The organism is Listeria immobilis, assembly GCF_014322845.1.
In the GTDB taxonomy this organism is placed as follows: domain Bacteria; phylum Bacillota; class Bacilli; order Lactobacillales; family Listeriaceae; genus Listeria; species Listeria immobilis.
The window spans coordinates 151,181-177,936 of the sequence record NZ_JAASUA010000001.1 but is presented as its reverse complement, the minus strand read 5'-3'; the positions used below and the strand labels follow the sequence as shown (position 1 = coordinate 177,936).

Annotated in this window: 32 protein-coding genes and 1 riboswitch; of the genes, 13 read left to right on the top strand and 19 right to left on the bottom strand. The window is 35.0% G+C overall.

Annotation, left to right across the window (positions count from 1 at the left end; translation table 11 throughout):
* Window positions 1-8 precede the first annotated feature (8 nt).
* The 7 genes from folD to HCJ45_RS01065 form a co-directional block, all read right to left on the bottom strand.
* Window positions 9-863 (bottom strand): bifunctional methylenetetrahydrofolate dehydrogenase/methenyltetrahydrofolate cyclohydrolase FolD, encoded by an 855-nt coding sequence (gene folD, locus HCJ45_RS01095; protein WP_185380891.1) that lies wholly within the window; start codon window positions 861-863, stop codon window positions 9-11.
* 93 nt (window positions 864-956) lie between these two features.
* Window positions 957-1,343 (bottom strand): transcription antitermination factor NusB, encoded by a 387-nt coding sequence (nusB, locus tag HCJ45_RS01090; protein ID WP_185348203.1) that lies wholly within the window; start codon window positions 1,341-1,343, stop codon window positions 957-959.
* Window positions 1,344-1,373: 30 nt separating this feature from the next.
* A complete protein-coding gene (locus HCJ45_RS01085) occupies window positions 1,374-1,781 on the bottom strand; it encodes an Asp23/Gls24 family envelope stress response protein (protein ID WP_185348201.1) in 408 nt (135 codons plus the stop codon).
* Between the two features lie 2 nt (window positions 1,782-1,783).
* Window positions 1,784-3,148: an acetyl-CoA carboxylase biotin carboxylase subunit gene (gene accC, locus HCJ45_RS01080; RefSeq protein ID WP_185348199.1), complete on the bottom strand. Its 1,365-nt coding sequence runs from the start codon at window positions 3,146-3,148 to the stop codon at window positions 1,784-1,786.
* A gap of 13 nt (window positions 3,149-3,161) precedes the next feature.
* A complete protein-coding gene (gene accB / locus HCJ45_RS01075) occupies window positions 3,162-3,632 on the bottom strand; it encodes an acetyl-CoA carboxylase biotin carboxyl carrier protein (protein ID WP_187123767.1) in 471 nt (156 codons plus the stop codon).
* 161 nt (window positions 3,633-3,793) lie between these two features.
* Window positions 3,794-4,351, bottom strand: coding sequence for an elongation factor P (gene efp / locus HCJ45_RS01070; RefSeq protein ID WP_187123766.1), 558 nt, complete (start codon window positions 4,349-4,351; stop codon window positions 3,794-3,796).
* 103 nt (window positions 4,352-4,454) lie between these two features.
* Window positions 4,455-5,516, bottom strand: a complete 1,062-nt coding sequence (locus HCJ45_RS01065) for a M24 family metallopeptidase (RefSeq protein WP_185348193.1) — start codon at window positions 5,514-5,516, stop codon at window positions 4,455-4,457.
* Between the two features lie 179 nt (window positions 5,517-5,695).
* Here HCJ45_RS01065 and HCJ45_RS01060 point away from each other — a divergent pair, with 179 nt between their 5' ends.
* The 3 genes from HCJ45_RS01060 (at window position 5,696) to HCJ45_RS01050 (ending at window position 7,388) form a co-directional block, all read left to right on the top strand.
* Window positions 5,696-6,661, top strand: a complete 966-nt coding sequence (locus tag HCJ45_RS01060; RefSeq protein ID WP_187123765.1) for a DUF1385 domain-containing protein — start codon at window positions 5,696-5,698, stop codon at window positions 6,659-6,661.
* Between the two features lie 12 nt (window positions 6,662-6,673).
* On the top strand, window positions 6,674-6,946 hold the full coding sequence (locus tag HCJ45_RS01055; protein WP_185348189.1) for a hypothetical protein: 273 nt from the start codon (window positions 6,674-6,676) through the stop codon (window positions 6,944-6,946).
* A gap of 61 nt (window positions 6,947-7,007) precedes the next feature.
* On the top strand, window positions 7,008-7,388 hold the full coding sequence (locus tag HCJ45_RS01050) for a rhodanese-like domain-containing protein (RefSeq protein WP_185348187.1): 381 nt from the start codon (window positions 7,008-7,010) through the stop codon (window positions 7,386-7,388).
* A gap of 44 nt (window positions 7,389-7,432) precedes the next feature.
* On the opposite strand, the gene gcvPB is transcribed toward HCJ45_RS01050, so the two are convergent.
* Genes gcvPB through gcvT form a run of 3 tightly spaced genes read right to left on the bottom strand, consistent with a single transcriptional unit; the run spans window position 7,433 to window position 11,340 of the window.
* Entirely contained in the window at window positions 7,433-8,893 is a 1,461-nt protein-coding gene (gene gcvPB / locus HCJ45_RS01045; protein ID WP_185348185.1) for an aminomethyl-transferring glycine dehydrogenase subunit GcvPB, read from the bottom strand.
* Entirely contained in the window at window positions 8,890-10,236 is a 1,347-nt protein-coding gene (gcvPA, locus tag HCJ45_RS01040) for an aminomethyl-transferring glycine dehydrogenase subunit GcvPA (protein WP_187123764.1), read from the bottom strand. Before gcvPA ends, gcvPB begins: the two co-directional genes overlap by 4 nt.
* A gap of 15 nt (window positions 10,237-10,251) precedes the next feature.
* Window positions 10,252-11,340 (bottom strand): glycine cleavage system aminomethyltransferase GcvT, encoded by a 1,089-nt coding sequence (gcvT, locus tag HCJ45_RS01035; RefSeq protein ID WP_187123763.1) that lies wholly within the window; start codon window positions 11,338-11,340, stop codon window positions 10,252-10,254.
* A gap of 83 nt (window positions 11,341-11,423) precedes the next feature.
* Window positions 11,424-11,515: riboswitch (glycine riboswitch) on the bottom strand.
* A gap of 363 nt (window positions 11,516-11,878) precedes the next feature.
* On the opposite strand from gcvT, the gene comGA reads away from it, so the two are divergent.
* From comGA to HCJ45_RS01000, 7 genes are read left to right on the top strand one after another with little or no spacing between them, the layout of a single operon-like run.
* Window positions 11,879-12,892: a competence type IV pilus ATPase ComGA gene (comGA, locus tag HCJ45_RS01030; protein ID WP_187123762.1), complete on the top strand. Its 1,014-nt coding sequence runs from the start codon at window positions 11,879-11,881 to the stop codon at window positions 12,890-12,892.
* The gene (gene comGB, locus HCJ45_RS01025) at window positions 12,879-13,910 is read left to right on the top strand and encodes a competence type IV pilus assembly protein ComGB (RefSeq protein ID WP_187123761.1); all 1,032 of its coding nucleotides are present in this window, start codon (window positions 12,879-12,881) and stop codon (window positions 13,908-13,910) included. The genes comGA and comGB overlap by 14 nt, the downstream gene beginning before the upstream one ends.
* Window positions 13,911-13,924: 14 nt before the next feature.
* A complete protein-coding gene (gene comGC / locus HCJ45_RS01020) occupies window positions 13,925-14,248 on the top strand; it encodes a competence type IV pilus major pilin ComGC (RefSeq protein WP_187123760.1) in 324 nt (107 codons plus the stop codon).
* On the top strand, window positions 14,245-14,673 hold the full coding sequence (comGD, locus tag HCJ45_RS01015) for a competence type IV pilus minor pilin ComGD (RefSeq protein WP_187123759.1): 429 nt from the start codon (window positions 14,245-14,247) through the stop codon (window positions 14,671-14,673). The genes comGC and comGD overlap by 4 nt, the downstream gene beginning before the upstream one ends.
* Complete coding sequence (gene comGE / locus HCJ45_RS01010; RefSeq protein ID WP_187123758.1) at window positions 14,660-14,944, top strand: competence type IV pilus minor pilin ComGE; 285 nt, start codon at window positions 14,660-14,662, stop codon at window positions 14,942-14,944. Before comGD ends, comGE begins: the two co-directional genes overlap by 14 nt.
* Complete coding sequence (comGF, locus tag HCJ45_RS01005; protein WP_187123757.1) at window positions 14,907-15,374, top strand: competence type IV pilus minor pilin ComGF; 468 nt, start codon at window positions 14,907-14,909, stop codon at window positions 15,372-15,374. Before comGE ends, comGF begins: the two co-directional genes overlap by 38 nt.
* Window positions 15,371-15,700 carry a competence protein ComG gene (locus HCJ45_RS01000; protein WP_187123756.1) on the top strand — a complete coding sequence of 110 codons (330 nt, stop codon included), beginning with the start codon at window positions 15,371-15,373 and terminating at the stop codon, window positions 15,698-15,700. Before comGF ends, HCJ45_RS01000 begins: the two co-directional genes overlap by 4 nt.
* A 19-nt stretch (window positions 15,701-15,719) precedes the next feature.
* On the opposite strand, the gene HCJ45_RS00995 is transcribed toward HCJ45_RS01000, so the two are convergent.
* The 6 genes from HCJ45_RS00995 to rpmG form a co-directional block, all read right to left on the bottom strand.
* Window positions 15,720-16,811 (bottom strand): YqgU-like beta propeller domain-containing protein, encoded by a 1,092-nt coding sequence (locus tag HCJ45_RS00995; RefSeq protein WP_187123755.1) that lies wholly within the window; start codon window positions 16,809-16,811, stop codon window positions 15,720-15,722.
* Window positions 16,812-16,941: 130 nt separating this feature from the next.
* Complete coding sequence (locus HCJ45_RS00990) at window positions 16,942-17,910, bottom strand: ROK family glucokinase (protein ID WP_185349084.1); 969 nt, start codon at window positions 17,908-17,910, stop codon at window positions 16,942-16,944.
* A gap of 25 nt (window positions 17,911-17,935) precedes the next feature.
* Window positions 17,936-18,148, bottom strand: a complete 213-nt coding sequence (locus HCJ45_RS00985) for a YqgQ family protein (RefSeq protein ID WP_185349082.1) — start codon at window positions 18,146-18,148, stop codon at window positions 17,936-17,938.
* 12 nt (window positions 18,149-18,160) lie between these two features.
* Window positions 18,161-19,699 carry a rhomboid family intramembrane serine protease gene (locus HCJ45_RS00980; protein WP_187123754.1) on the bottom strand — a complete coding sequence of 513 codons (1,539 nt, stop codon included), beginning with the start codon at window positions 19,697-19,699 and terminating at the stop codon, window positions 18,161-18,163.
* Between the two features lie 98 nt (window positions 19,700-19,797).
* Window positions 19,798-20,337 carry a 5-formyltetrahydrofolate cyclo-ligase gene (locus HCJ45_RS00975; protein WP_185349078.1) on the bottom strand — a complete coding sequence of 180 codons (540 nt, stop codon included), beginning with the start codon at window positions 20,335-20,337 and terminating at the stop codon, window positions 19,798-19,800.
* A 57-nt stretch (window positions 20,338-20,394) separates the two neighbouring features.
* Window positions 20,395-20,544 (bottom strand): 50S ribosomal protein L33, encoded by a 150-nt coding sequence (gene rpmG / locus HCJ45_RS00970; protein WP_003719608.1) that lies wholly within the window; start codon window positions 20,542-20,544, stop codon window positions 20,395-20,397.
* Between the two features lie 195 nt (window positions 20,545-20,739).
* On the opposite strand from rpmG, the gene HCJ45_RS00965 reads away from it, so the two are divergent.
* The 3 genes from HCJ45_RS00965 (at window position 20,740) to rsgA (ending at window position 22,838) form a co-directional block, all read left to right on the top strand.
* Window positions 20,740-21,096, top strand: coding sequence for a hypothetical protein (locus HCJ45_RS00965; RefSeq protein WP_185349076.1), 357 nt, complete (start codon window positions 20,740-20,742; stop codon window positions 21,094-21,096).
* A 28-nt stretch (window positions 21,097-21,124) separates the two neighbouring features.
* Window positions 21,125-21,604 carry an endolytic transglycosylase MltG gene (locus HCJ45_RS00960; protein ID WP_187123753.1) on the top strand — a complete coding sequence of 160 codons (480 nt, stop codon included), beginning with the start codon at window positions 21,125-21,127 and terminating at the stop codon, window positions 21,602-21,604.
* 178 nt (window positions 21,605-21,782) lie between these two features.
* Window positions 21,783-22,838: a ribosome small subunit-dependent GTPase A gene (gene rsgA, locus HCJ45_RS00955; RefSeq protein ID WP_187123752.1), complete on the top strand. Its 1,056-nt coding sequence runs from the start codon at window positions 21,783-21,785 to the stop codon at window positions 22,836-22,838.
* A gap of 134 nt (window positions 22,839-22,972) precedes the next feature.
* Here the strand turns inward: rsgA and pnp are convergent, their stop codons facing one another.
* The 3 genes from pnp to HCJ45_RS00940 form a co-directional block, all read right to left on the bottom strand.
* Window positions 22,973-25,144 (bottom strand): polyribonucleotide nucleotidyltransferase, encoded by a 2,172-nt coding sequence (pnp, locus tag HCJ45_RS00950; RefSeq protein ID WP_187123751.1) that lies wholly within the window; start codon window positions 25,142-25,144, stop codon window positions 22,973-22,975.
* Between the two features lie 246 nt (window positions 25,145-25,390).
* Window positions 25,391-25,660, bottom strand: a complete 270-nt coding sequence (gene rpsO / locus HCJ45_RS00945; RefSeq protein WP_003719603.1) for a 30S ribosomal protein S15 — start codon at window positions 25,658-25,660, stop codon at window positions 25,391-25,393.
* Between the two features lie 137 nt (window positions 25,661-25,797).
* Complete coding sequence (locus tag HCJ45_RS00940; RefSeq protein ID WP_187123750.1) at window positions 25,798-26,742, bottom strand: bifunctional riboflavin kinase/FAD synthetase; 945 nt, start codon at window positions 26,740-26,742, stop codon at window positions 25,798-25,800.
* Window positions 26,743-26,756 lie beyond the last annotated feature (14 nt).

Genomic DNA, 26,756 nt, shown 5'->3' with positions numbered 1-26,756 from the left:
CCAATTAATCAATTCATTTTCCAAATGCGTTTTGCTGCTTTTAATGTGTTAGCAAGTAACATGGTAATAGTCATTGGCCCAACACCGCCTGGGACTGGTGTAATAAAACCTGCAACATCTACTACATCATTAAAATCAACATCGCCACATAGTTTATTATTTTCATCGCGGTCCATACCAACATCAATGACAACTGCGCCAGGTTTAATATAATTTTTCTTTACAAATTTAGCAAGTCCAGTTGCAACTACAAGAATATCGGCTTCTTTGGCAACTTCGGGCAAGTCTTTTGTACGGCTATGTGCAATTGTAACGGTCGCATTTTCATTTAGTAATAATTGTGCTACTGGTTTACCGACGATATTACTTCTACCAATGACAACTGCACGTTTTCCTTCGATTGGAGTACCAGTTGATTTAATTAATTCAACTATTCCAGCTGGTGTACAGGGAACAAATGAATCTTTTCCAATGAATAAATTGCCTACGTTCACTGGATGGAAACCGTCAACATCTTTATCATAACTAATCGTATCAATTACTTTTTCTTCTGAGATATGTTTTGGTAGTGGTAATTGCACTAAAATACCATGGATTGTGTCATCCGTATTTAGTTCTTCCACTACTTCAAGTAATCTTTCTTCTGACACTGTTTCAGGAAGTTCAATCAAAACTGATTTCATTCCTGCTTCTTCTGTGCGTTTTTGTTTATTTCTAACATATGTACGTGATGCTTGATTATCGCCTACAAGCACAACTGCAAGACCTGGTTTCTTGCCGATTTTTGCAAGTTCAGCTACTTCACTTGTTACGTTTTCTTGAATTTCTTTTGCTAACTTTTTGCCATCAATCATTTGTCCCATGTTTATTGCCCCCTTATAATTACATTTCCAAGTTTTAGCTTAAAAAATTGCGAAATAAGGGAGTGCAAGGAAATTCCTCGCACTCTATCAAGTTTATTTATCTTCTGGCGCAATGTTTGCAAGTACCCCGTTAATAAATTTACTTGATTTTTCATCGCTGTAAATTTTTGCAATTTCGATGGATTCATTCAAACTAACTCGGTTTGGCACATCACTCAAGTATTTTATTTCATAGACACTAAGCCTAAGCAAAGATAAATCTACTTTGCTTAAACGATCCATACGCCAATTGTCTAGGTTAGGCTCAATAACAGCATCAATTTCAGCTTTATTCGCCATTACTCCTTCGACTAGTTTCTCCATATAGTCGTCTTGCTCATCTTCCATGATATTTTTAATGGCTTGATCAAGTGACATTTCATTTAGTTCAATTTGGAATAATGCTTGAAGTGCTTTCTCGCGCGCTTCTCTTCTTTTCATGTTAAAGCTGCTCCTTTTTTTCCTTGAATTTTATAGTTCAAAATCATCGAAGGAAAGTGTTTCTGTTTTTTCAAATTGCACTCCAACGATATGCACGTTGATTTCAAGTACATTTAAGCCAGTCATATTGAAAATGGTATCTCTAACAACATCTTGAATATTTTGAGCAACGAGTGGAATTGTCGCGCCAAATAAAACAGAACAATAAAGTTCAATGAGAATACCTTCTTCGGTTAATTCAACTTTTACGCCTTTTCGGTAGTTAACAGCGCCACTAAATTTTTCGCGCATTTCTGTCGCAAAACCACCTTGCATATAAGCAACATTTTCGATTTCACTTGCGGCAAGCCCAGCAATGACACCAATCACTTCAGGTGCTATTTCGATTTTACCAAGTGGTGCATCATTTTGTTTACGTAAATCTTTTGTATAAGCCATTTTTAGCCCTCCTTAGAAAGATTCATTACATCATTTTGCTCCAAGAATTTTGTATTAAAATCACCTGACAAAAATACATCATTATCTAATACACGTAAATGAAATGGGATTGTTGAAGGAATACCATCAATGGCAAATTCTGACAATGCTCGTTTCATCTTTTGAATTACTTCTTCGCGAGTTTCTGCATAACAAATTACTTTTGCAATCATCGAATCATAGAATGGTGGAATTTTATAATTTGGATAAGCTGCCGAATCAATTCGAACTCCTAAACCACCTGGTGGAAGATAAAATTTAATTTCACCTGGTGCAGGCATAAAGTTTTTTTCTGGGTTTTCAGCATTAATCCGACATTCCATTGCCCAACCAGTTAGTTTTACATCTGTTTGTTTAATTTTTAATTCCTCATTAGCTGCTACTAAAAATTGTTGTTTTACTAAATCAATTCCTGTTACAAGTTCTGTGACAGGATGCTCTACCTGGATACGTGTATTCATTTCCATAAAGTAAAAATTATTTTCATGATGGTCAAAGATAAATTCAATCGTTCCAGCTCCTGAATAATTCACTGCTTTGGCTGCTTTGACAGCTGCTTTCCCCATTTTTTGGCGAGTTTTTTCATCAATTGCTGGTGACGGAGATTCTTCGATTAGCTTTTGTAAGCGACGTTGAATACTACAATCACGTTCTCCTAAATGAATAACATTACCATGGTTATCTGCAAGCACTTGAATTTCAACATGGCGAAAATCTTGAATATATTTTTCTAAATAAACACCCGGATCTCCAAATGCGGCTTCAGCTTCTTGTTGTGTTGTATGAATTCCAGAGACTAATTTTTCTTCGTTTTCCGCTACACGTATACCTTTACCGCCACCACCAGCTGTTGCTTTAATGATGACAGGGTAACCGATTTTTTTAGCAATTTTTTTACCTTCTTCAACATTAGCTACAATTCCTTGTGAACCGGGAACAATTGGAACACCAGCTTTACGCATTGTTTCACGAGCTACGTCTTTTGTTCCCATTTGAGATATTGCAGCAGCGCTCGGACCAATAAATGTAATATTGCAATCTTCACATAGCTCAGCAAAATCTGCATTTTCAGCTAAAAATCCATAACCTGGATGAATAGCATCACAATTTGTTAAAACTGCCACACTAATAATGTTTGACATATTTAAATAGCTATCTTTTGTTGCCGCGGGACCTACACAATAAGCTTCATCCGCTAGCTGAATATGTAGCGCTTCTTTATCTGCTTCCGAATATATCGCAACTGTCTCCACTCCAAGCTCTTTAGCAGCGCGAATGATACGGACAGCGATTTCTCCACGGTTCGCTACCAGTACTTTTTTAATCATATTTTCCGACCCCTTATTTTTTTCTAACTTTGAAAAGCGGTTGTCCAAATTCAACTAACTCGCCACTAGAAACTAAGATTTCTGCAATTTCACCATCAACATCCGCAGTGATTTCGTTAAATAGTTTCATTGCTTCTACAATACATACAACAGATTGTGCGGAAACTCTCGATCCAACATTAACAAAATTGCTATCTTCTGGTGACGCTGACGCATAGAAAGTCCCAACCATTGGGGAAGTAATTACTTCTAGGTTCGTATCAGTTACGCTTGTTTCTACTTGTTGTGGTGCTGCTTGTTGCTCGACAGCCGGTGCAGCTTGAACTGTTGGAAGAGCGACTGGTGCTTCACTAATTGCAGCAGTTGCCACTACTTTGTTCTTTTTAAGCATAATCTTACTATCCTTTGTTTCTAATTCAAATTCATCTAAGGTTGATTCGTCAATCAGCTCAATTAGCTGTTTAATTTCATCTATTGATAACATCTCTTTTACACTCCTTAATAATAACTAAAAATATAAAATTGCATGAATCACGCATTGTTTTTATTGTACCATACTTTTTATTTAATGGGGGTACAGGAAGCGCTGGCAAACAGAAAAAACAGCCGAAGAATTAACTCCAGCTGTAATAAATGTATCTTTACTTACGCCCGAGAAACATATGCTGCTTCGGTTGTATTAATAACTAGTTTGTCTCCTTCATTCACGAAAAATGGTACTTGCACAACAAGTCCAGTTTCCAGTGTAGCTGGTTTAGAACCACCTGAAGAAGTATCTCCTTTAATTCCAGGGTCGGTTGCAGTAACAACTAATTCTACTGTGTTTGGTAAATCAATCCCAATTGTTTCTCCTTGGTACATAATAATATTAATTTCCATATTCTCTTTTAAAAATTTAAGTTCGTGCGCAATTTGCTCTTCTGGAAGTTCAATTTGTTCATAAGACTCATTATCCATAAAAACGTGATTAGAGCCGTCTGCATATAAATAAGCCATTTTACGGTTATCAATTTGTGCTTTAGCCACTTTTTCTCCACCGCGGAATGTTTTTTCTTGAATCGCACCAGTACGCAGATTACGTAATTTAGAACGTACGAATGCTGCTCCTTTTCCAGGTTTTACGTGTTGGAAGTCTAGCACGCGCCAAATCCCATTATCTACTTCTATTGTTAAGCCTGTTTTAAAGTCATTTACTGAAATCATGTTTTTCCTCCTGTAATTTGCAAAATATCTTTTTTGGGGAGCATCTATTCCTGCTCATTCTTCCTTATTTAACCACAAAACACACAAAGTTACAAAGGAATTTTTATAAAATAATTAATTCTTTTGGTGAATGGATTAAAATCTCGTTACCTGTTGCAGTAATTAATAAATCATCTTCAATTCTTACGCCACCAATTCCTGGTAAATAAATACCTGGTTCATCTGTCACTACATGTCCTACTTCTAGTCTTTGAGGACTTTTAAATGATAAATTAGGCCCTTCATGGATTTCTAAACCGATACCGTGACCTAATGAATGACCAAATGCATCACCATAACCAAATGAACTAATATAATCACGTGCAATTGCGTCTGCTTCAATCCCCGTCATACCAGGTTTCAAGCTATCAATTACTTTTAATTGAGCATCCAGTGTAATTTGGTAAATTTCTTTTAATTTTTCAGCGGGTTCTCCAACCGCAATTGTTCTCGTCATATCAGAACAATAGCCATCATAATAACAACCATAATCCATTGTGACAAAATCGCCTACTTCGATTTTTTTATCAGAAGCAACACCATGTGGAAGTGCCGAACGAACCCCAGAAGCGACAATAGTATCAAAAGAAGAGGAAGTTGCACCAGCACGTCTCATAAAGAATTCTAACTCATTAGATACTTCAATTTCTGCCATGCCTGGTTTAATAAATTTAATAATATGAGCAAAAGCTGCATCCGCAATATCACAAGCTGTACGAATTGCTTTTAATTCGCTCGCGGTTTTCACTTTACGCATTTCTTCAAATAAACCTGTAAGTGGAATTAATTCCCGATTAAAAGTTCGTTCCATTTGCTTAAATTCAGAAACCGTCACATAATCAGCTTCAAAATGCAATGTTTTAGTTGCATTTTGGGATAATAATGCTTCCACTGTATCAAAAATCGGTCCCTCGTGTTTCACGATTTCATATCCTTCTGCTTGTTTCGCCGCTTGTTCTGTATATCGGAAATCAGTCACAAAATAAGCTTTTTCAGGTAAAATTAAAGCAACACCACTCGTTCCTGTAAAAGCTGATACGTACCTTCTATTATATTCACTTGTAACAAGAACCGCTTCCATTTTTTCTTTTCCAAGTGTTTCTTGAATTTTAGTTAATTTAGACATTATAATTCCTCCACTTTTTTCAAATTTTAGGCGCGCAAAATAAGTATTTTTCAACACGTTTGAAACTATTTTATCATAATTTACAAAAAATAACTTTTTTTAGGCGTTTGCCGCTATACGAAAAACAGTTTTTAGCGTAAAATAACTTATTAGTACACAAGAATAGGCTGGTGAAAAATTTGAGTAAACAAAACATGCCATCTTATGGAGGACAAGCAGTTGTTGAAGGGGTAATGTTTGGTGGTAAAAAACAAACAGTAACGGCTGTTAGACGCCTAGATGGTTCATTAGAATATTTTTATTTGCAAAAAAATAGCCCGGTTTGGGTGACACGTCTCAAGAAAATTCCTTTTTTACGTGGTATCGTTGCTTTAATTGAATCTAGCGCAATTGGCTCTAAACATTTAGCATTTGCAACCGACCGCTATGATGAAGATCCAAACAATCCAGAAGAAGAGGAAAAAATCGAAAAAAAAGAATCTAAAGTTGCTATGTGGCTAGGTGTTGCAGTGATTGGTATTTTATCATTTGTATTCGCCAAATTCGTTATGACACTTATCCCTGTATTTTTAGCAGAATTATTTCGTCCGATAGTTCCTGGTGATACGGCACAAGTCTTTTTAGAAAGCTTTTTTAAATTAATTCTTCTATTGACTTATATTTTTGCTGTTTCTCAGACTCCAATAATAAAGCGAGTTTTTCAATATCATGGTTCTGAGCATAAAGTCATTAATTGTTATGAAGAAAATTTACCTTTAACTGTCGAAAATGTGCAAAAGCAGTCGAGATTACATTATCGTTGTGGTAGTAGTTTTATTTTATTTACAGTTATTGTAGGGATGTTTATTTATTTGCTGGTTCCTACCGACCCACTTTGGCTTCGTGTGGTTGACCGGATTTTATTGATTCCAGTTGTACTCGGAGTTGCATTTGAAGTTTTGCAGTTAACCAATAAATGCCGAAACATTCCAGTGTTAAAATATTTAGGTGTTCCTGGCTTATGGCTACAACTCCTAACGACTAAAGAACCAGCTGACGATCAAGTAGAAGTAGCAATTGCTTCTTTTAATGAATTATTACGTATTGAAAAAGAAGGAGCGCCAGTAAACAATGAGGAGCCTGATAATCTGGAACTTTTAGAATAGGAGTTGGTTCGATTGAAAAAATATCCACTAATAGTGATTTTTTTACTTATTCTAGTTGGAATTGGTCTTTTGATGGGTGGATTTAAATCTTTTTTCGCCCTCGCCATCTCCATATTAATCGGAACAATCATTTTCACCTTGATTTTTCGACTACTATCCAACAAAAAAACTGACAGTAATTATCAAAAAGCAGTAAAACAATCCAAAAATTTACATGACAATAAGAAAAAAACAAAGAAAAAACGAAAATCTTCTTTTAAAGTGATTGATGGTGGCAAAAAATAAGTTATAATAGAAAAGGATGCTTTATAAAAAGCAGTTTTCAGGATGAAAGGGGTTTACACAATTGATTAGTTGGATTATAGCAATTATTATTCTGGTTATTCTTTTAGCATATGAAATTTACCAGTTTGTAATGCGCCGCAAAGCAGTAAAAGTTTTAACAGAGGAAGAATTTAAACAAGGTTATCGTAAAGCACAATTAATTGATGTTCGCGAGCCAAATGAATTCGATGCTGGCCATATTCTTGGCGCTAGAAATATTCCAGTTACACAAATGAAAAATCGTACAACGGAGATTCGCCAAGATTTACCAGTTTACTTATATTGCCAAACTGCTCAACGTAGCAACCGCGCAGCAATCATGCTTTACAAACGTGGTTATCGTGATGTTTATCAGCTTAAAGGCGGCTACCGTAAATGGAAAGGTAAAACAAAAGCTAAATAAAAGAAAAGTCTTGCCGCAATAACTGCAGCAAGACTTTTTTCTGCTTATTTTTGATAGCGTAGCACAGGTTTTCTAGCAGCGCGCGTTTCATCTAGACGTTTTACATAGGTGCTATGTGGTGCTTCTTGAACGATTTCTGGATTTTCTTCTGCTTCTTTTGCTATTTTTAGCATTGTATCAATAAATGAGTCAAGTGTTTCTTTAGATTCCGTTTCAGTAGGTTCAATCATAATTGCTTCTCCTACAATCAGTGGGAAGTAAACTGTCGGCGGATGGAAATTATGATCTAACAAACGTTTAGCAATATCAATTGTACGAACCCCAAGCTTTTTCTGTCTATTTCCACTTAAAACAAATTCATGCTTACAAATTTGATCAAATGGCAAATCATAAGCCTGTTGTAATTTCCGCATCATATAATTAGCATTTAGCACAGCATATTCTGTAACTTGTTTTAAACCATCTGGTCCCATCGTCCGAATGTAAGTATAAGCACGAACATTAATGCCAAAGTTGCCATAATAAGGCTTCACTCGACCGATAGATTCCGGATAATTGTAGTCAAATGTGTAAATATCTTCTTTTTTAGTAAGTACTGGCGTTGGTAAAAATGGTATTAAATCCTTTTTCACACCAATTGGTCCTGATCCCGGACCGCCTCCACCATGTGGTCCAGTAAATGTTTTGTGTAAGTTTAAATGAACTACATCAAACCCCATATCTCCTGGTCTAACTTTTGCCATGATTGCATTTAAATTCGCGCCATCATAGTATAATTTACCACCAGCCGCATGAACAATTTCTGCCATTTCAACAATATCTTTTTCAAATAATCCTAATGTGTTCGGATTAGTTAACATTAACGCTGCTGTATCATCGCCCACTACTTTCTTTAAATCATTTACATCTACTAAACCTTTTTCATTTGATTTAACTGTTACTACATCAAATCCTGCTACTGCAGCAGATGCAGGGTTGGTACCATGTGCAGAATCTGGGATAATTACTTTTGTTCGCTTGGTGTCGCCATTTTTTTCATGGAAAGCTCGGATTAACATTAGCCCAGTCCACTCCCCGTGTGCCCCCGCAGCTGGTTGCAGTGTCACTTCATCCATCCCAGTAATCTCAACTAGGCTCGTTTGCAAATCATATAACAGCTCAAGTGCACCTTGAACGGAACTCTCAGGCTGATTAGGATGAATGTTAGCAAAGCCTGGAAATCTCGCAACTTTTTCATTTATTTTTGGATTATACTTCATAGTACAAGAACCTAATGGATAAAAACCAGAGTCTACGCCAAAATTATGATTAGATAAATTTGTATAATGACGCATAATTTCCAGTTCACTTAATTCGGGTAAATCAGCTGGTGTAGAACGAATATATGCTTGGTCCAAGTAATCCGTCGCTTTTGTTTCTGGCACATCACTTTCTGGTAAACTAAAGCCAATTCTTCCTGGAATAGAGCGTTCAAAAACCAATGGCATTGTTTCTTCTAAATTCATTTTACACCCTCCAAGCTTGCCACAAAGGCATCAATTTCCTCTTTTGTACGCATTTCCGTTACTGCAATTAACATATGATTTTTATATTTATCCTCATAAAATCCAAGGTCATATCCACCGATAATCCCTTCATCTAAAAGCGCTTCATTTATTTCTTTGATAGGTTTAGAAAGTTTAATAACAAATTCATTGAAAAAACTATCTGAAAATAAAACATTAAACCCGCTCTCTTGGAATTTTTGTTTAGCGTAATGAGATTTATCTAAGTTTTGTTTTGCCATTTCTGGTAATCCGACTTTACCTAATGTCGCCATCGCAACGGATGATGCCAGTGCATTTAAGGCTTGGTTAGAGCAAATATTTGAAGTAGCTTTATCACGGCGAATATGTTGTTCTCTCGCTTGCAACGTTAATACATAACCACGCTTTCCATTTTCATCTACGGTTTCTCCAACAAGTCGTCCAGGCACTTTACGCATTAATTTACTTGTTACTGCAAAGAAACCACAATGTGGACCACCAAATGACTCTGGAATACCAAAGACTTGCGAATCGCCAACAACAATGTCAGCGCCAAATTCTCCCGGTGGCGTAAGAAGTCCAAGCGCAAGCGGATTACTTGAAACTAACAATAATGAATTATTCTCGTGAATGAGTTTTTCTATTTCAACTAATGGTTCTACTTGACCATAAAAATTCGGATATTGTACCGCAAACCCTGCAACGTCATCGTTCAGTGCCGTTTTTAACGCTTCTATATCTGTTTTCCCATCTATTTCTGGGATAATTTCCACTTCAATATGTTGTCCAGTGGCATATGTTTTTAATACATTTATATTTTCGGGATGAACAGCTCCTGAAATAAGAATTTTTTTGCGTTTAGTATGTCCGCTTGCTAGCATTGCTGCTTCCGCAAGCGCAGTCCCCCCATCATACATAGAAGAATTCGCTAAATCCATTCCGGTTAATTCCGCAATCATCGTTTGAAATTCAAAAATAGCTTGTAATTCTCCTTGAGAGATTTCCGGCTGATACGGGGTGTATGCTGTATAAAATTCAGAACGAGAAATCACATGATCCACTACTGTAGGAATATAATGACTATATACTCCAGCTCCTAAAAATGAAGCATATTCGGTTGTATTTGCATTTTTGGAAGCAAGTTTAGACAGTTCTCGAAGTAATGCTGGTTCTGATTTTGCTGGTTTTAAATCATACTCTCTTTTAAATCTAATTTTTTCTGGAATATCTTGAAATAAATCATCCACTGACCCTACCCCGATAGTGTCAAGCATTTCTTTTTCATCTTGTTCCGTCATTGGTAAATAACGATGTTTTGCCATCACATTTCCTCCTTTTTACTTTGCGCGTTTGTAAAATGGTGTTGCTACTACTTTTGCTCTTACTTTTTTATTTCGAATTCCCACTTCTACTTCTTGTCCAATTTCAGTATATGCCGTTTCTACTAAAGCTAATCCAATGTTGGTTCCAAGTGTTGGCGATTGCGTTCCGGATGTTACAACACCAATTTCTTTATCATTTAAAAACACTGGGTAATCATGCCGCGGTATTCCTCGCTCTATTAATTCAATACCAACTAATTTTCTCACTAAGCCAGCTTCTTTTTGATTAATAAGTGCATCTTTTCCGATAAAATCAGCATCTTTTTTTAATTTAACAGCAAAATTAAGCCCTGCTTCAAGAGGTGTAATATCTTTACTTAATTCTTGACCATATAATGCTAAAACTGCTTCCAATCGCAAAGTATCTCGAGCACCTAGACCAATCGGTAATACCCCTTCTGCCATAATTGCTTCAAACACTTTGGTTGCATCTTCTTTTTGCATATAAATTTCAAAACCATCTTCTCCAGTGTAACCACTACGCGAAATAATTGTTTTCACACCTGCTATGTTTGCGTCCTCTACAAATCCAAAGAAACTAATCGCACTTAAATCAACATCGGTTAACTTAGCAAGAATTTTCTCCGCGTTAGGTCCTTGAAGCGCTAACTGACCATACATAGAAGAAACATTTGTAACTGAGACATTTCCTTTAATATTTTTTAACATCCATTCATAATCTTTATCAGTGTTCGCCGCGTTTACAACTAGTATGTATTTAGTCTCAGATAATTTATAAACAACTAAATCATCGACTGTCCCTCCATCTTCATAGCACATAATATTGTATTGCGCTTTGCCTATTTTTATTTTTCCTATGTCATTAGATAATAAGTATTGTAAATATGCTGTACTTCCAGCGCCTTCCACTAAAATTTCTCCCATATGAGATACATCAAACAACCCTGCATCTGTTCGCACGGCCTCATGTTCTGCTTTTATTCCAGAAAATTGTACAGGTAAATCCCATCCACCAAAATCAATTGTTTTAGCGCCGTATTTCTCATAAAGTGGATGAATAGGTGTTTTTAATAATTCTGTCATAGTTATATCCTCCTTTTTTTCACATAACAAAAAGGCTTATATGGTTCATAAGCCCTGTCGTGAAACAAAAAACTCCAGAGTCGCGTCCCGTAAACATCCTTTTGCCTGAGAGTTTCACATCTGCATGCTTTCCCCGTCGGCGCTGCATTTTTGCAGTCTCTCTGTTTACATTCACCCGCTAATTCTATTATGTATTTGCCTTTTCTATAGCTTATCATGACTTCTATTGTTCGGCAAATAATTAGTTTTAATCCTATTTTTTTATTAATTAAGGATGTTCGTTCGGAATGTAAGGGCTTTATTACTTATTCTCTTTCCAATCATACGCATGTGATGTTTTGCACAGAGTTTGTGAAATATTCCAAAACACAAAAAATATTTTTCCCCCATTTATCCACTTAAAAACATATTTTTTCGGTTTAAATTTAATATCAAAAAATGAATTTCGCTTCCTAATGATAAATTTTCGTTTTTGTGAAAAAAAGTTGAAGGAGGATTTAAACATAATATGTGGAATATGACTTGTAAGGAGGTTGTTATGCCACAAAATTTAATGAATTCTATTTTATTACAAGCACTTCAAGTTAACGCAAGCGATATCCATATTCATCCTTCAAATAATCGCTATTTATTACGTTTAAGGATAAATGGTACTTTACTTCCGTTACGCTACTTCTCGTTAGAAATTGGTGAAAAATTAATTTCTTATCTTAAATTCCAAGCTGCTTTAGACATAAGCGAAAAAAGAAAGCCACAATCTGGTAGTTATGAGAAAGAAACTAATGTAGAAAAAATAGCTTTAAGACTATCCACTATCCCAAATAAAGATTTTCTAGAAAGTATTGTTATCCGTATTTTTCGTTACAAATATCCTATTCCATTTTTACAATCTAGCCTCTTCCCTCAACTAACTAAACAAATTATAAAACAATGTAAAGATAAAACTGGTTTATTTTTGTTCTCAGGTAGTACCGGTAGTGGAAAATCCAGCTCAATGTATAGTTTGGTTTCTTTTATTAAAGAAAATACCGAACTTCAGGTTATCACGATTGAAGATCCAGTAGAACATCACTCTCCAGAATTTCTTCAAGTTGAAATCAATGAAAAAGCAAATCTAACCTATGCCAACCTAATCAAAGCAGTTCTGCGTCACGATCCAGATATATTAATAATTGGAGAGATTAGAGATACTGAAACAGCAAAAATGGTTATCCGAGCTGCTTTGACAGGTCATTTAGTATTAAGTACTGTTCACGCAGGAGATTCTTATGGCGTTTTATTTAGGTTGTTGGAATTAGGTATAAGTCGCGAAGAATTAGCTCAATGTTTACTTGGAATTAGTTTTCAACAACTAGTCCATTTATATTGTGTATATTGCGGTTCTAAATGCCAACCATATTGTACTCATTTACAGCGAAAACGAACTGCGATCTACGAAGTACTATCAAAACAAGATATTCAGACATATTTCCATTCTAAAAAACAACAAACCAAACCCAAGTACACACTTCAAGAAGTTCAACAAAAAGGAGTTGCTTATGGCTTTTTTTAAACGTATTAATTGGAAAGATGATGGCGAATTTTTAGTCAGAGTTGCTAATTTGCTAGATAAAGGGTTTTCACTTGATGCTGCCATTCGTTTTTTAAGTATTACTTCTACCAAGCATCAGGAACGCTACAAAAAAATTATTTCTTCCCTAGCATCTGGAAACTCCTTTGCCAATTCACTTCAACAAAATGACTTTCCAGAGTTTATCTGCTCCCAACTTCATTATGCACAAAGTCACGGTTTTTTTATTCAAACAATTCAAGAAACCGGTGTCCATATGAAGAGAAAAGCCGAAGAACAAACCGCATTAAAAAAAGCTTTTCAATATCCACTTGTTCTAATTTCTACTGTTATTATCGTTTTCTTTTTACTACGAATTTTTCTTCTCCCAAAATTTGATCTTTTATTTTCGCAGCTATCTAATAGTGACTCACTTGGATCCAACTTCACTTATTTTTTACTAGAACAAGTACCTATTATTTTAGGTGGATTCATGCTCTTGCTTTTTATTAGTATTAGTTTCCTTATAAAAAAACAAAATCAAAAAAATGCTTATCAACGTGCTTATTTTTATTGTCGAATCCCTTATATACGTCAATTTTCGCAAATTCATTATTCACAGATTTTCTCTCGTGAAATGGGTTACCTTTTAAAAAGTGGATTATCCATATCACATATCATGCAATTGTTTGGAAGCGAGAGTTCTTCCCCTTTTTTCCAGGCGCTTGCTAAACAAATCCTCCCTTCCCTAGAAGCTGGTCTCCCTTTAACAAAAGCACTTGAACAAATGCCTATTTTTGAAAAAGAACTTTATTATATTGTTATTCATGGAGAAAAGAACGGTAATTTAGCAGAAGAATTATTATTTTATTATCATTTATGCCATCAAAAAGCACTAATAAAAACAGAAAAAATATTTACATTTATTCAACCTGTTGTATTTATTATCATCGGTATTTTAATTATATCAATCTACCTATCCATTTTATATCCAATGTTTTCCATGGTAAATCAAATTTAAAGGAGGCCGTTTACATGTTTAAAAGAAAAATTGATTGGCGTGATGAGCGAGGCTTTACACTCGTTGAAATGCTTATTGTTTTATTAGTTGTTAGTGTTTTACTCTTATTAACTATACCGAATATTGTTTCTCAAAGTAAATCTATTAATAATAAAGGGTGCGAGGCTTTTGTTTCTATGGTACAAGGTCAAGTTCAATCCTATCAACTTGAGAAAAATAGTATTCCATCTGTTAATGATTTAGTTAGTGAAGGCTACTTAAAATCCAACCAAAAATCATGCCCGAATGGAAATAGTATTAAAATTGATAGTTCTGGAAATGTAACGGATAGTCGATGAAAATTAATGCTTTTACATTGATAGAAATGTTACTTGTTCTCTCTATTAGTCTGATAATGATTAATTTAACTATCTTCCCAATAGCAAATACTATTTCAAAACTAAACGAAGAACAATTGTTAGAAGAAGTGAAAGCATCCATTTACTACGCCCAATTAAATGCTATTACTAGCGGTCAAGATACTACTATTACCTTTTCTCCTCAGGAAAATCAATTAACTGCTATAACAAAAAATCAGTTACTTTTTACATTGCCACTAACACCATCAATAAAACTTGATCATACTAAACCAGAAAAATTCCGTTTCTCTAGCATAAATGGTTCTATCAATCGCTTTACTACAGTCCGATTGCTGGGTAATTCTAACAACTACAAACTAATATTTCAAATTGGAAAGGGGCGATTTAGAATTGAGAAAAATTAATGGTTTTTCTTTAGTTGAGAGTATGGTTTCCCTATTATTATTCACTTTAGTTTGTAGTTTCTTACTACCGCTTTCCATGACTATTTTCCAACAAATTGAACATGAAAAAGAACAAAGTATACTATATCAGCAACTATTTGAATATAGCGAATTATTACTTCATAAAAATATCCCAGTTATCTATAGTGATAATCAAATAAAAAGTTTTTACGAAGAAGGAGGTATTCAAATTTGTGCAAAAAATAATCAGCAAGAACAATGTACTTTGTAGAGGTACTTCTCCTGCCTTTACTCTTCTTGAAACCATTCTTTCTATCACAATAATTTTAAGCATTAGCTACCTTGTCCCGCTCTTTTTTCAGTGCTATAGCAAAACGATAGAACTCAGTAATTTAGATCAAACAACAGAATGGCAACTTTTCTTAATGCAAATGCGATTAGAATGGGAAAATGCGAGTAATATTACAATTGATAAAGAGAAATTAACTTTTCAAGTAGAAGATAAACAAATCACCTATACTAAATTTAATGATTTACTAAGAAGACAAGTAGACGGTAAGGGACATGAACCTTTGTTAACACAACTCAAAGAATGGGAGTTTATAAAAAAAGAAAATCAATTAATTTTAAAAGCAAACTTTTCAAATACAACACGCTATACATCACGATTCCCTTTGCCACAACTAAAGGAGCATCCATGAAACAAAATGCATTTACACTTCCTTTTACTATATTCATTGCTTTAATAACTATTTTGATTGTAACTGGCAGTGCTTCCATTTTTAAAAGACAAATTGCATATGAAAAGATGATCCAAAATTATTACTTGGCTTCTGCAGAACTTAATCTAGTAGTTATGAATGCAAAAGAAGCTTCTATTCCAGCTAGTTTCACAAGAAAATATGGTTCATCCAAGATTAAATGTGCATCTACTACTAATATATCTGAAGAATATAATTGCCAAATTCTTTTAGAAAACGGCTATTTATTTTCAAAAAAATTTACAATAAAAAACAACAAACCCTAAATAAATAGAAGTTCGTTGTTTAAAATGATTTTGTTGGCGTATTTATCAGATTATACATTTTGCCAGTTTTAGTATCTATTACTTTATCAAATAAGTAACCATAAAGAACCAAGTCACCTGTTTCATAAGATAATATTGGCTGATTGTCCATTAAATCTAAAACCGTAGTCTCTTTTTTAGTCGTTGGATTAACTTTTACTAATTTATATTCATTTTGATTTCCACTTATTTTTGCACTCTCATATGGCTCAAAAGTTAAGAAAGCATTTTTATCAAAATTCGCATCGAAATAAGGGATAAAAGTGCCTAACTCATCATACTCTCGTGCAGAGCTATAAGAGTAAAAGTTTTGAAACCCAATAGTTCTAAACTCGTATAACAATTTTTCATCAGAAGCTTTTTCAATTGTAATTAACACGTTGTCATGTACAGCAAATTGCATAATATTTGCTACAATTAAACTCTTTGAAGCATTATCTCTAATATCTTGTAAATACAAATTGCCTAATTCATCGTCTGGCTTATCTTTGTTATTGGAAACTATTAAATTATCTCCATACCAAGATACAAACGGAGAAGTTAGCTCCACTTTATTAACCTGATTTAGTGTATAATCCCAATCTTCCACATGAAAATCCCATTCCGGACTATAAACGACTAACATTATTTTCTCTGGTGATTCATTATTCCAATAAAAATTAGTTGTAAGTGGATTAGTTTCTCTGGAAGCAATAATCTTTCCATCGCTTAAATCAATTACTCGCATTACCGCTTTTTTATTGGACTTAGCAGAATAAAGGAGCATATTGCGATAATCTGGACTGATTTGCACTTCCGAGATAGGTTCTTTTGTATTAAAAATAGCACGCTTTTTTCCATTATAGATATTTATTTCATTAAAATAACTGATACCTTTTACTTTGGTCTGTAGTAATACCGAATCTTTTGATAACCAGCCCACTATACGCTGAAATTCTTTCGTTTTAAGTTGAATAGCCTGAACATCTTTTGTAGTCTTTTTTTGCGGTTCTTTTTCTTTTACGCAACCAAAAGAGATAAAAATCAAGCCTATGGATACAACAATAAGCATAAATGTAGTTGATTTTTTCATCTTTTGCCTCCAATCTCTCTATGCTAAAATTTTACCCTTTTCGTAGTAAGCTAAAACAATTCTCATAGAAAGATACACTTCAAAAAACAAGCTACAATAACGGAGTATTATTGTAGCTGTAGAGGTAGTATTAATCTTCCGTTGGTATCGCTAACCATGCAGCACCGATTACCCCAGCGTCATTCCCTTTTGTCGCAATAGATAATTTAGTAGATTCTTTTACTGCTGGAAATACCATTGTTTCAAAATAATTTCTGACTGGTGTCAATAATTGATCTCCTGCCGCTGAAACTCCACCGCCAATAATTATCTTTTCTGGGTTTAGCATGTTACCAATATGACTAAGTGCAAGTGCTAAGTAAAAAGAAATTTTATCAATTGTAGCATTAGCTAAAGCGTCTCCTTCAGCAGCTAATTCGAAAATTAATTTAGATGTAATATTTTCATCTTTTTTGATTGCTTCTTTAAGGTCTGATTCACCTGTATATTCCTTAGCTAAATCTTTTGCAACTCGAACGATTCCTGTTGCAGATGCTACAGTTTCTAAGCACCCTTTTTTACCACAAGTACAATCATAACCATTTTCTGGAACAACTGTTACATGACCAATTTCACCAGCTGCACCACGAATACCATGCAATATTTTTCCTTCTGCGAAAATGCCGCCTCCAACACCAGTTCCAAGCGTTACAAACACAACATTTGCACCACCTTCTCCCGCACCTTTCCAGCGTTCACCTAGCGCTGCAACGTTAGCATCATTATCTAATGAAATGCTTAGGCCAGTAATTTTTTCTAAATCTTCACTTACATTTTGCTCTTCTGCCCAGTTAAGATTATAAGCTCCTTTAACCGTTCCAGTATCATAGTTAACCGTTCCAGGAGTTCCCATGCCAATTCCATAAAATATATCATTATCGAGTTGTAAGTCGGTCAATTTTTGATTGATGGAATCGCCAATATCTTTTACAATATGAGAACCTTTGTCTTCAATATTTGTATCGATAGTCCATTTTTCTTCTATTTCGCCTTCTTTTGTTAAAATAGCTAATTTTGCTGTTGTCCCACCTAAATCTACACCAATTAATTTTTTGTTCATCACTTCTGTTCTCCTTATAGTTATATTAGTTTAAACTACTATTTTTTCGCTGTTCTTTAATTAACTCTTGTTTTAGAATACTTCTCGCATTAGCAAATACTTCTCTATCCAAAATATTGTGTTTAAAAAGTTCTGTTACTTCATATTCCATCATTTCAATGTCATATTGTCGCTTCCCTAAATAAACAATAATGCCATGCTTCTTTAACAATTGAGCAACATCATAAACTGTTTTCACATTAAAAACCTCTTATTCTTTTGTTTCTTTTAACTTATCATAATAAGAATCGAAAAATGGATCATTCGAGAGTTGTTTAGCAATATCTGCTTCTTTGAGTGCATTTAGGTGATCACCCTTTATTTGGTAACAAACGGATAAATAATAATGTGGTTCTGGTAAATCTTTATCTAACTCAATAGCTTCCTTTGCCATTTCCTCAGCGGTGTTAATTTGTTTATCTTGTAACGCAATTGAGGCTGCATAGGTGTAGGAATAAGCATCAGCACTGCCACTTTCAATTAAACTTGTTGTGATTTTAGTTGCTTCTTTCTTATTATCCGATTGTAGATACTTTTGTACTGCATAGTTTGCTTGCGCTGGATCATAATGTTGCGTTCCTTTTTGGAAGCCAAAATAGAGAAATAAAATGGCTACTCCACCAAGTGATATACCATACGCCAGACGACGCCAATGGAAAAATTGATTTGGTAATGACAAAGCACCTGCAAGTAAAAATCCACCAACTAAACCGCCAATATGTCCTGCTATGTCAATTTGAGCAGAAAATACGTCTAACAATAAGTTTACAGCTACAAGAGAGGCAATACTAACACCGATTGTTTTTGCATAAACATTTGGTTTTAAAACAACTAAATATAAAAGTGCGCCCATGACAGCAAACACCGCTGTACTTGCTCCAACAGATAAGTTCATATTTAAAGCAAAACTAGCAATATTACCGCAAATACCACCTATAAGCAGTATAAGCACATAACGCCATTTTCCATAAATACGTTCTGCCCAAGCGCCCACAATATAGAGCATGACGGCATTGGATGCTAAATGTATCAAACCACTATGAAGAAAAATTGGTGAAATAAAGCGCCACCATTCACCTGCAAAAATAAGTGGATTAAATTTTCCTCCCCATTTAATTAAATTAAATGAATCTGTAGTACCACCTTGAAGAGTAACCCATAAAAAAGCAGCAATCAACAGACCGATGAATGTATAAGTGACAGTCGGTTTTGAATTTCTAGCAACTTTTTGTTCTTCATTTACTTTAGTTGTAATATACGTAATTACTTGTTCTCGCTCTTTTGCTACTAGTTCTTTTGTTATTTCATCTGGAAGAATAAAAGCATCTTTTGGTAGTTCCAATGATTTAATTAATACATCTAGATGTTCTCTCATCTGTTCATTTGCCAGTAAAATATTCTCTAACTTTACTTTTTCATTTGGAGAAGTAAGCGGCTTTCCAAAATAAGGCGAAATATCACCCATTGGTTCAAATGGAGTTATATAAATATTAATTAGAGGCAACTTAATACGCCCCATCTGTTTCCGAAGATTTTCAGAAACATGCATTGTATGGGTAACGTCACGATCTACTACATTAGCCCAACTTAGTTCTTTCATTTGAATACGGATGACTGGTCGTTTTTTCTGACTAGTATTTTCTAACCAAAGTTCTTGTTTCTCCTCATGAAGATGGATTAAACGGTATTTTTCAACACCCAAGAAATAGTTGGTTAGGCGCCAGAAGACATATTGTTCTTGGAAGCTCAAAAAATTCCCTGCTTTCATTACAAATTATAATTACTACTATACGCAAAAAAATGGATGTTGTAAACAATCCACTCTATTTTCTATGTATTTATTTTTACTTATCCTTCAATGAGGATAGAAACTGGTTTATCATGGCTTTCTTGCAAAAATTCTCGCTTTTGTTCATAAAAGCATAATGAGATAGTTGCTCCTTTAAAATCCATTAAATAGCGATCATAAAATCCACCACCAAAACCAATTCGGTAATGAGCTTTATTAAAAACAACACCTGGAACTATTAATAAATCAATTTTATCCTTTGTCACCGTCTCTGTGAGATCATTTGGCTCTAAAATACCAAACTTAGATTGTACGAGCGGATATACAGAATCCATCATTTTAAATTCCATATTTCTACTTGGATAGTATGTTTTTGGAATAAGCACCGTTTTTCCATGTTTTCTTGCTTGTAAAATAATTGTTTCTGTTTCAATTTCTGGATGTCTTGCCAAAGTTAGGCCGATTACTGTTGCTTCTTTCCATTCTGGCAATTCAAATAATTTTTCTGCAAGTTTGATAGATCGTTCGCGATGTTCTACTTTATCTATATCGTTCAGGTTTCGTAAAACTTTTTCCCTGATTAGACCCTTGTCTTCCATCTCGACATCTCCTTTTTTCACAAAATAAAAAAAGCAACAGAATGAAAATCCTGCTGCTTACTTAGTTTCGCGGTGTAAAGTTACACGGCGTAATCTTGGACAATATTTTTTTAATTCAATACGTTCCGGATTTTCACGCTTATTTTTAGTAGTGATATAATTACGATCACCGCATTCAGTGCATTCTAAAGTAATATTAACGCGCATTGTTTTCCCTCCAACTCGACTGACGAATTTATTTACTAAACCTGTATAATAATATCATTTTTATGCAGTTGTTGCAAGGTCTCTATGCATTTTCTTTTTATTTTCTTTACAAAACTTGATTTCTGATGGTGTTTTAAAGTAAATTATGCTATAACTAGTAGTAGAGTTTATGGAAGAGAGGTGTGTATAAAACCCATGACCACAGTCATAATTATTTTATTAGTTGCTGCTATCGTACTGTTTGTTATTTCGTTCTTACAAAAAGGAGATAATAAGCAATTAGAAAAAGAACTGGAAGACGTTGCTTCTCAGTGGATGCAAGAAAATTTCGAGCTAAAAAAACGTGTCTCTGAATTGGAAAAGGCAATGAAATTGGACAGCCCAGATATCCAAATTGAGCAAGTTCCAGAAAGTCCAAAAGTTCGTGAATTAATGAAAAAACAAGTGATTACACTTTATACTTCTGGAATCGTTACATCAGATATTGCGGAACAATCTTCCCTACCTAAAGAAGAAGTGGAACAAATCATTGAAGAATATTTAAAACATTAATTTTAAAATTAAAGGAGGAGCCTAATCTGTGAAGAAGAACTTACGGATGTTGGCATTAGGTTTTTTAGTATCTGCCGTTGTCTTACTGGTTTATGATCAGTTTTTCTCGACTCCAACAAAAGCAGATGAAACCAATACCAATTCTACAAAAAAAGTTTCTAAAGATGAGTCTAACACTTGGAAAACAAAATATGAAAAATTATTAGCTCAGCAAGAAGTTGATAAAGCAGCTGACGATGAAGCTAAAAAAGCAGCTGATGAAGCCGCTAAAAAGAAAGCAGAAGAAGCTAAACAAGTAAAAAATTATACTTTGACAATATCTAAAGGAGACCCTTCCTCCAAAGCTGGTGAAGAATTACAAGCTAATGGAATTATTAAGAGTGCTTCTGAGTTTGATAAATACTTAAAAGATAATAATTACGAAAAATATGTTCGTGATGGGAAGTATAACTTAAAGAGTGATATGAATTACGAAACTATTGCAAAAATCTTAGCACATCAAAATTAACTAATAAATAGCTAGAACAAAAAGTGGTTAATCCCCTCTTATGTTCTAGCTATTTTTATGTTATTATTTAAGCAAGAAAGGATGATGATTTATGGCAATTGTAAAGATGGAAAACCTCATAAATAATACGGGGGTATCTTATTTATAGAATGCTCCCACCTAAAAAGGAGCGAAAAAATTGATTTTAGAAAAATATGGTTTTACAAGTTTTTTTGAAGAGCAAAAGATAGGAAATAATTCCAATTATGGTAGAGTTACTGCTGTTTTTAGAGATTCTTGTCGAGTTATAACTGAACAAGGAGAATTTTTAGCTAGTCTCAAACGGGGAAATTTTTATGAATTATCGTCTTCTTCCCTTCCTGCTGTTGGTGATTTTGTTGAGGTTAGTATCGATTTGGCACAAACCGCTCAAATTATTTCAGTCCTTCAGCGAAAAACGGTTTTTTCTCGAATGAATAAAGATTCTGAAGAGCAGTTAATTGCAGCGAATTTTGATTATGCCCTAATTGTAATGAGCTTAAATCATGATTTTAATTTAAATCGTTTGGAGCGTTATTTAACAGTTGCTTGGGATAGCGGCGCGTCTCCAATTATCATTTTAACAAAAGCAGACTTAGTTACAGACCTATCTTCCTATACGAAGCAGCTAGAAACTGTTGCTTACGGCGTTCCAACATATTATGTGGATAATTTATCGCATAAAGGCTTTGAAGCGTTAGAACGTGATTTAAAGCCTTGTAGCACACTAGTATTACTAGGTTCATCAGGTGTGGGAAAGTCCTCTTTTATTAATGCACTTGCTGGCGAGACTTTAATGAAAACGGCTGGTATTCGAGAAGATGACAGTAAAGGAAAGCACACTACAACACACCGAGAAATGCATTTACTCGAAAATGGCTGGATTGTCATTGATACTCCTGGAATGAGAGAATTCGGGATTGGTCTTAATCAAGCTGGTTTGGATACTACTTTTTCTGATGTGGAAGAATTAGCTGAGCATTGTCGCTTTCATGATTGTTCTCATACACAAGAACCAGGCTGTGCTGTTCAAGAAGCATTAACAGAAGGATCACTTTCTATGCAACATTATGAAAACTGGCTAAAATTACAAAAAGAACTAGCTTATCACGCAAGGAAAAATAGTCCTGCACTAGCTAGACAAGAACGAGATAAACGAAAAGTTATTCAAAAAATTATCAAAAAACATTATAAGCATGGACCTAAAAACAGATAAAAAAACCAGAAGTAGCCTAAAAATGGGCTACTTCTGGTTTTTAGATTTCGAAAGTTTCAAGATCGAGTGATTAACACTTATTAGATATACGTAAAAAGGAAGTAGCTCTTTTCATCCGCTACTTCCTTTTTATATTATTTAGATTCTGGTTTCTTTGTTTTAGGATAGTATTTTTTCTCTGCTTGTGGCTTTTTATCGCCTTCTGGTTGTTCCTTTTTCTCAAGCAATACTTTACGTGACAAGTTAACACGACCTTGATGATCTACTTCGATAACTTTTACAGTCACTTCATCCCCTAGTTTTAGGATATCTTCTACTTTTCCAACACGTTCGTGGGCTAATTCAGAGATATGAACTAAACCGTCCGTTCCTTTAAATAATTCAACAAATGCGCCAAATTTTTCAATACGACGAACTTTACCAGTGTAAACTTCCCCTACCTGAACTTCGCGAACGATATCTTCAATAATCGCAATTGCTTTACGGTTCATTGCTTGATCTTGAGAAGCAATATAAACTGTACCATCTTGCTCAATATCAATTTTCACGCCTGTTTCTTCAATAATTGCATTGATTTGTTTTCCACCAGGTCCAATAACATCTTTAATTTTTTCTGGTTTAATGTTAAGTGTAATAATTTTTGGTGCATACGCTGAAAGTTCTTCACGTGGTGCATCAATTGTACTTGTTAAATGGTCAAGAATGTGTAAACGGCCTTCTTTAGCTTGTGTTAAAGCTTCATCTAAAATTTGGCGGCTTAATCCGTCAATTTTAATGTCCATTTGAAGTGCTGTAATACCATCTTTTGTTCCTGCAACTTTGAAATCCATGTCGCCAAAGTGATCTTCCATACCTTGGATATCTGAAAGGATAGTGTAATCATCGCCAAGTTTCACAAGTCCCATTGCGATACCTGCAACTGGCGCTTTAATTGGCACACCTGCATCAAGCATGGCAAGCGTAGAGCCACAAATACTTGCTTGAGAACTAGAACCATTCGATTCAAGTACTTCTGATACAAGACGAATTGTGTATGGGAAATCCTCTTCGGACGGAATTACATATTGTAAAGCACGTTCACCTAAAGCACCATGACCAATTTCACGACGACCTGGCGCACGACGAGGACCAGTTTCACCAACACTAAATTGTGGGAAGTTATAATGATGCATAAAGCGTTTGTATTCTTCGGTTCCTAGACCATCAATAATTTGATGTTCACGTAAAGGTGCAAGCGTACATACACTTAATGCTTGCGTTTGGCCACGAGTAAATAAACCAGAGCCATGGACACGTGGAAGTAAACCAACTTCAGAAGAAAGCGGACGAATTTCGTTTACTTTACGACCATCTGGACGAATTTTATCTTGAGAAATAAGACGACGCATTTCATCTTTTTCAATCATTTCTAGAATATGTGCTACTTCACCAAGAATTTCTGCTTCGTTTTCTAATTCCTTCGCTTTATAGCTTTCTAAAATTTCTTCTTTTACTTCTTCAATAGCAGCTTCACGGGCTTTTTTCTCTTCTGTTTTGATTGCTGCTTTCATTTTCCCTTCACTTGCTGCTTTTACTTCTGCTTCAAGTTCTGGATCACTTACAAATAATTCAATTTCGCGCTTTTCTTTTCCAACGGCAGCAATAATTTGTTGTTGGAATTCACAAAGACGTTTAATTTCTTCATGACCAAACATAATTGCTTCAAGCATTGCTTCTTCTGATACTTCTTTTGCTCCAGCTTCTACCATGTTGATTGCATCATAAGTCCCTGCAACAGTTAAGCTAATATCACTTTTTTCTGCTTGCTCGATTGTTGGGTTAATAACGTATTTCCCGTCGATACGACCAACATCTACACCAGCAATAGGACCTTCAAACGGAATGTCAGAGATTACAAGAGCCACAGAAGACCCTAGCATTGCTGCCATTTCTGGAGAACAATCTTGATCCACACTAAAAACAGTGGATGTGATTTGTACTTCATTACGGAAACCTTCCGCAAATAGTGGGCGAATTGGACGGTCAATCAAACGTGCTGTTAATGTTGCACGATCACTTGGACGTCCTTCACGTTTTAAGAAGCCACCGGGAACTTTCCCGACAGAGTACATTTTTTCTTCATAGTTAACAGTTAGTGGGAAAAAGTCGCCTGGACGTGGTTTTTTGGAACCTACTGCTGCTGTTAAAACAACTGTATCCCCGTAACGAATTAATGCTGCTCCACTTGCTTGTTTTGCTAATTGACCTACTTCGACAGATAACGTTTTACCTGCCCATTCTGTTGAAAATACTTGTTTTTCAGACATAATTTAATCTCCTTTTGTGAGGAAACACGAACCAGAAACTTTACCATGCATAATAATGTTCACGCACACTTTAGAATTTCTAAAGCACACATGAATCCAAAAACCTGTTACGAACAAGCGATTTTCTTAACACGTTTTTGGATTCATGCGATAAAGTTTCATTTCTTCGCCGTGTTTTCCAAAATTTGGCATACTTATTACTCAAAAAAAAGCGGGAACTTTTGGTATCCCGCTTTCGTCTGGTTTTTATCGACGTAAACCTAAACGTTTGATAAGTTCGCGGTAACGTTGAACATCTTTTTTACGTAGGTAAGTTAATAAGTTACGACGGTGACCTACCATCTTCATTAATCCACGGTAAGAGTGATGATCTTTTTTGTGTACGCGAACGTGTTCATTTAAGCTATTGATTTCAGCAGTTAATACAGCGATTTGTACTTCTGGTGAACCAGTATCTGTATCATGGACACGGTACTCTGCAATAATTTCATTTTTGCGTTCTTGAGTTAAAGCCATTTCTTTCCACCTCCTTCTAAAATATCCCCAATTACTGAGCCTAGCGTCGGTGACTCGCAAAAAGCCAAGTAATGGTTCTGTTCGTACAGATTTAAAGATACACTATTTAACGCTCAAAAGCAAGTAGAAATAGTAGTTTAATCCTCTAAATCAGCAAAAAATGCTCTTGTATCTTGCTCGTCTTTTTCTAATTGAGTAATCAAACCTTCTACTCCATTAAACTTAAGTTCTGGTCGGAAAAATTGAAACCATTCAATTTCAGCTTCTTCGCCGTAAATTTCGCGGTGGAAATCTAAAATATAAACCTCAATAGATAATGCTTGATCATCCTTAAATGTAATATTATAGCCGATACTTGCCATTCCCAGATGAGTTTCCCCATTAACACGGAATTTCACTGCGTATACCCCAAGTTTTGGAATCAAATAATCTTCATTAACAAGAATGTTCGCTGTTGGAAATCCAATTGTTCTACCACGTTTATCTCCATGAATTACTGTCCCTTTCGTTGTATAGGGATAGCCTAATAACTGATTTGCCTCTTCCAATTCACCTTCTGTAATTGCTCGTCTAATATTAGTCGAGCTTATCTTATCACTAGATGCGGTTTGTTTATCCACGATAGTAACTTCAAAACGACCATTTGCATAACTTTCTAAATTGGTCATTTTTCCTTCCCCTTTTTTACCATAAGAATAATCAAAGCCAGCAACAACATGTTCTACATTCAAGGCAACGAGGTATTTATCAACAAATGCTTGCGGAGATAATTCGGAAAACTGTGTAGTAAAGCGAACTACATACATAATATCAACACCAAGGTCAGCCATTTTTTCTGCTTTATCTTCCAGTGGGGTTAGATATTTTACTTGTTTTCGGATATTGCTTAAAACGACAGATGGGTGCGGATCAAACGTTAAAACCGCTGTTTGAAGTCCTTTTTGTGTAGCAATCTGTTTTGCTTGTTTAATGACCGCTTGATGCCCTAAATGCACGCCATCAAAGAAGCCAAGCGCCATTACTTTTTTTACGTCTGTCCACTCATCCGTTGTAAGCGGATGATGCAAGTATATCGTCTTCATTTTTTGCCACTTCT

Excerpts from the sequence above, each read along its gene's own strand:
- HCJ45_RS01000 (WP_187123756.1), top strand. The coding sequence starts at position 15,371 with ATGAAACAAAATGCATTTACACTTCCTTTTACTATATTCATTGCTTTA.
- comGD (WP_187123759.1), top strand. The coding sequence starts at position 14,245 with ATGAAAATTAATGCTTTTACATTGATAGAAATGTTACTTGTTCTCTCT.
- HCJ45_RS00975 (WP_185349078.1), bottom strand. The coding sequence starts at position 20,337 with ATGGAAGACAAGGGTCTAATCAGGGAAAAAGTTTTACGAAACCTGAAC.
- HCJ45_RS01085 (WP_185348201.1), bottom strand. The coding sequence starts at position 1,781 with ATGGCTTATACAAAAGATTTACGTAAACAAAATGATGCACCACTTGGT.
- accB (WP_187123767.1), bottom strand. The coding sequence starts at position 3,632 with ATGTTATCAATAGATGAAATTAAACAGCTAATTGAGCTGATTGACGAA.
- gcvPA (WP_187123764.1), bottom strand. The coding sequence starts at position 10,236 with ATGGCAAAACATCGTTATTTACCAATGACGGAACAAGATGAAAAAGAA.
- HCJ45_RS00990 (WP_185349084.1), bottom strand. The coding sequence starts at position 17,910 with ATGAACAAAAAATTAATTGGTGTAGATTTAGGTGGGACAACAGCAAAA.
- HCJ45_RS00995 (WP_187123755.1), bottom strand. The coding sequence starts at position 16,811 with ATGAAAAAATCAACTACATTTATGCTTATTGTTGTATCCATAGGCTTG.
- HCJ45_RS00940 (WP_187123750.1), bottom strand. The coding sequence starts at position 26,742 with ATGAAGACGATATACTTGCATCATCCGCTTACAACGGATGAGTGGACA.
- rpsO (WP_003719603.1), bottom strand. The coding sequence starts at position 25,660 with ATGGCTTTAACTCAAGAACGCAAAAATGAAATTATTGCAGAGTACCGT.
- efp (WP_187123766.1), bottom strand. The coding sequence starts at position 4,351 with ATGATTTCAGTAAATGACTTTAAAACAGGCTTAACAATAGAAGTAGAT.
- nusB (WP_185348203.1), bottom strand. The coding sequence starts at position 1,343 with ATGAAAAGAAGAGAAGCGCGCGAGAAAGCACTTCAAGCATTATTCCAA.
- pnp (WP_187123751.1), bottom strand. The coding sequence starts at position 25,144 with ATGTCTGAAAAACAAGTATTTTCAACAGAATGGGCAGGTAAAACGTTA.
- folD (WP_185380891.1), bottom strand. The coding sequence starts at position 863 with ATGGGACAAATGATTGATGGCAAAAAGTTAGCAAAAGAAATTCAAGAA.
- comGC (WP_187123760.1), top strand. The coding sequence starts at position 13,925 with ATGTTTAAAAGAAAAATTGATTGGCGTGATGAGCGAGGCTTTACACTC.
- HCJ45_RS00965 (WP_185349076.1), top strand. The coding sequence starts at position 20,740 with ATGACCACAGTCATAATTATTTTATTAGTTGCTGCTATCGTACTGTTT.
- rpmG (WP_003719608.1), bottom strand. The coding sequence starts at position 20,544 with ATGCGCGTTAATATTACTTTAGAATGCACTGAATGCGGTGATCGTAAT.
- HCJ45_RS01065 (WP_185348193.1), bottom strand. The coding sequence starts at position 5,516 with ATGTCTAAATTAACTAAAATTCAAGAAACACTTGGAAAAGAAAAAATG.
- comGA (WP_187123762.1), top strand. The coding sequence starts at position 11,879 with ATGCCACAAAATTTAATGAATTCTATTTTATTACAAGCACTTCAAGTT.
- comGB (WP_187123761.1), top strand. The coding sequence starts at position 12,879 with ATGGCTTTTTTTAAACGTATTAATTGGAAAGATGATGGCGAATTTTTA.
- gcvPB (WP_185348185.1), bottom strand. The coding sequence starts at position 8,893 with ATGAATTTAGAAGAAACAATGCCATTGGTTTTTGAACGCTCTATTCCA.
- gcvT (WP_187123763.1), bottom strand. The coding sequence starts at position 11,340 with ATGACAGAATTATTAAAAACACCTATTCATCCACTTTATGAGAAATAC.
- accC (WP_185348199.1), bottom strand. The coding sequence starts at position 3,148 with ATGATTAAAAAAGTACTGGTAGCGAACCGTGGAGAAATCGCTGTCCGT.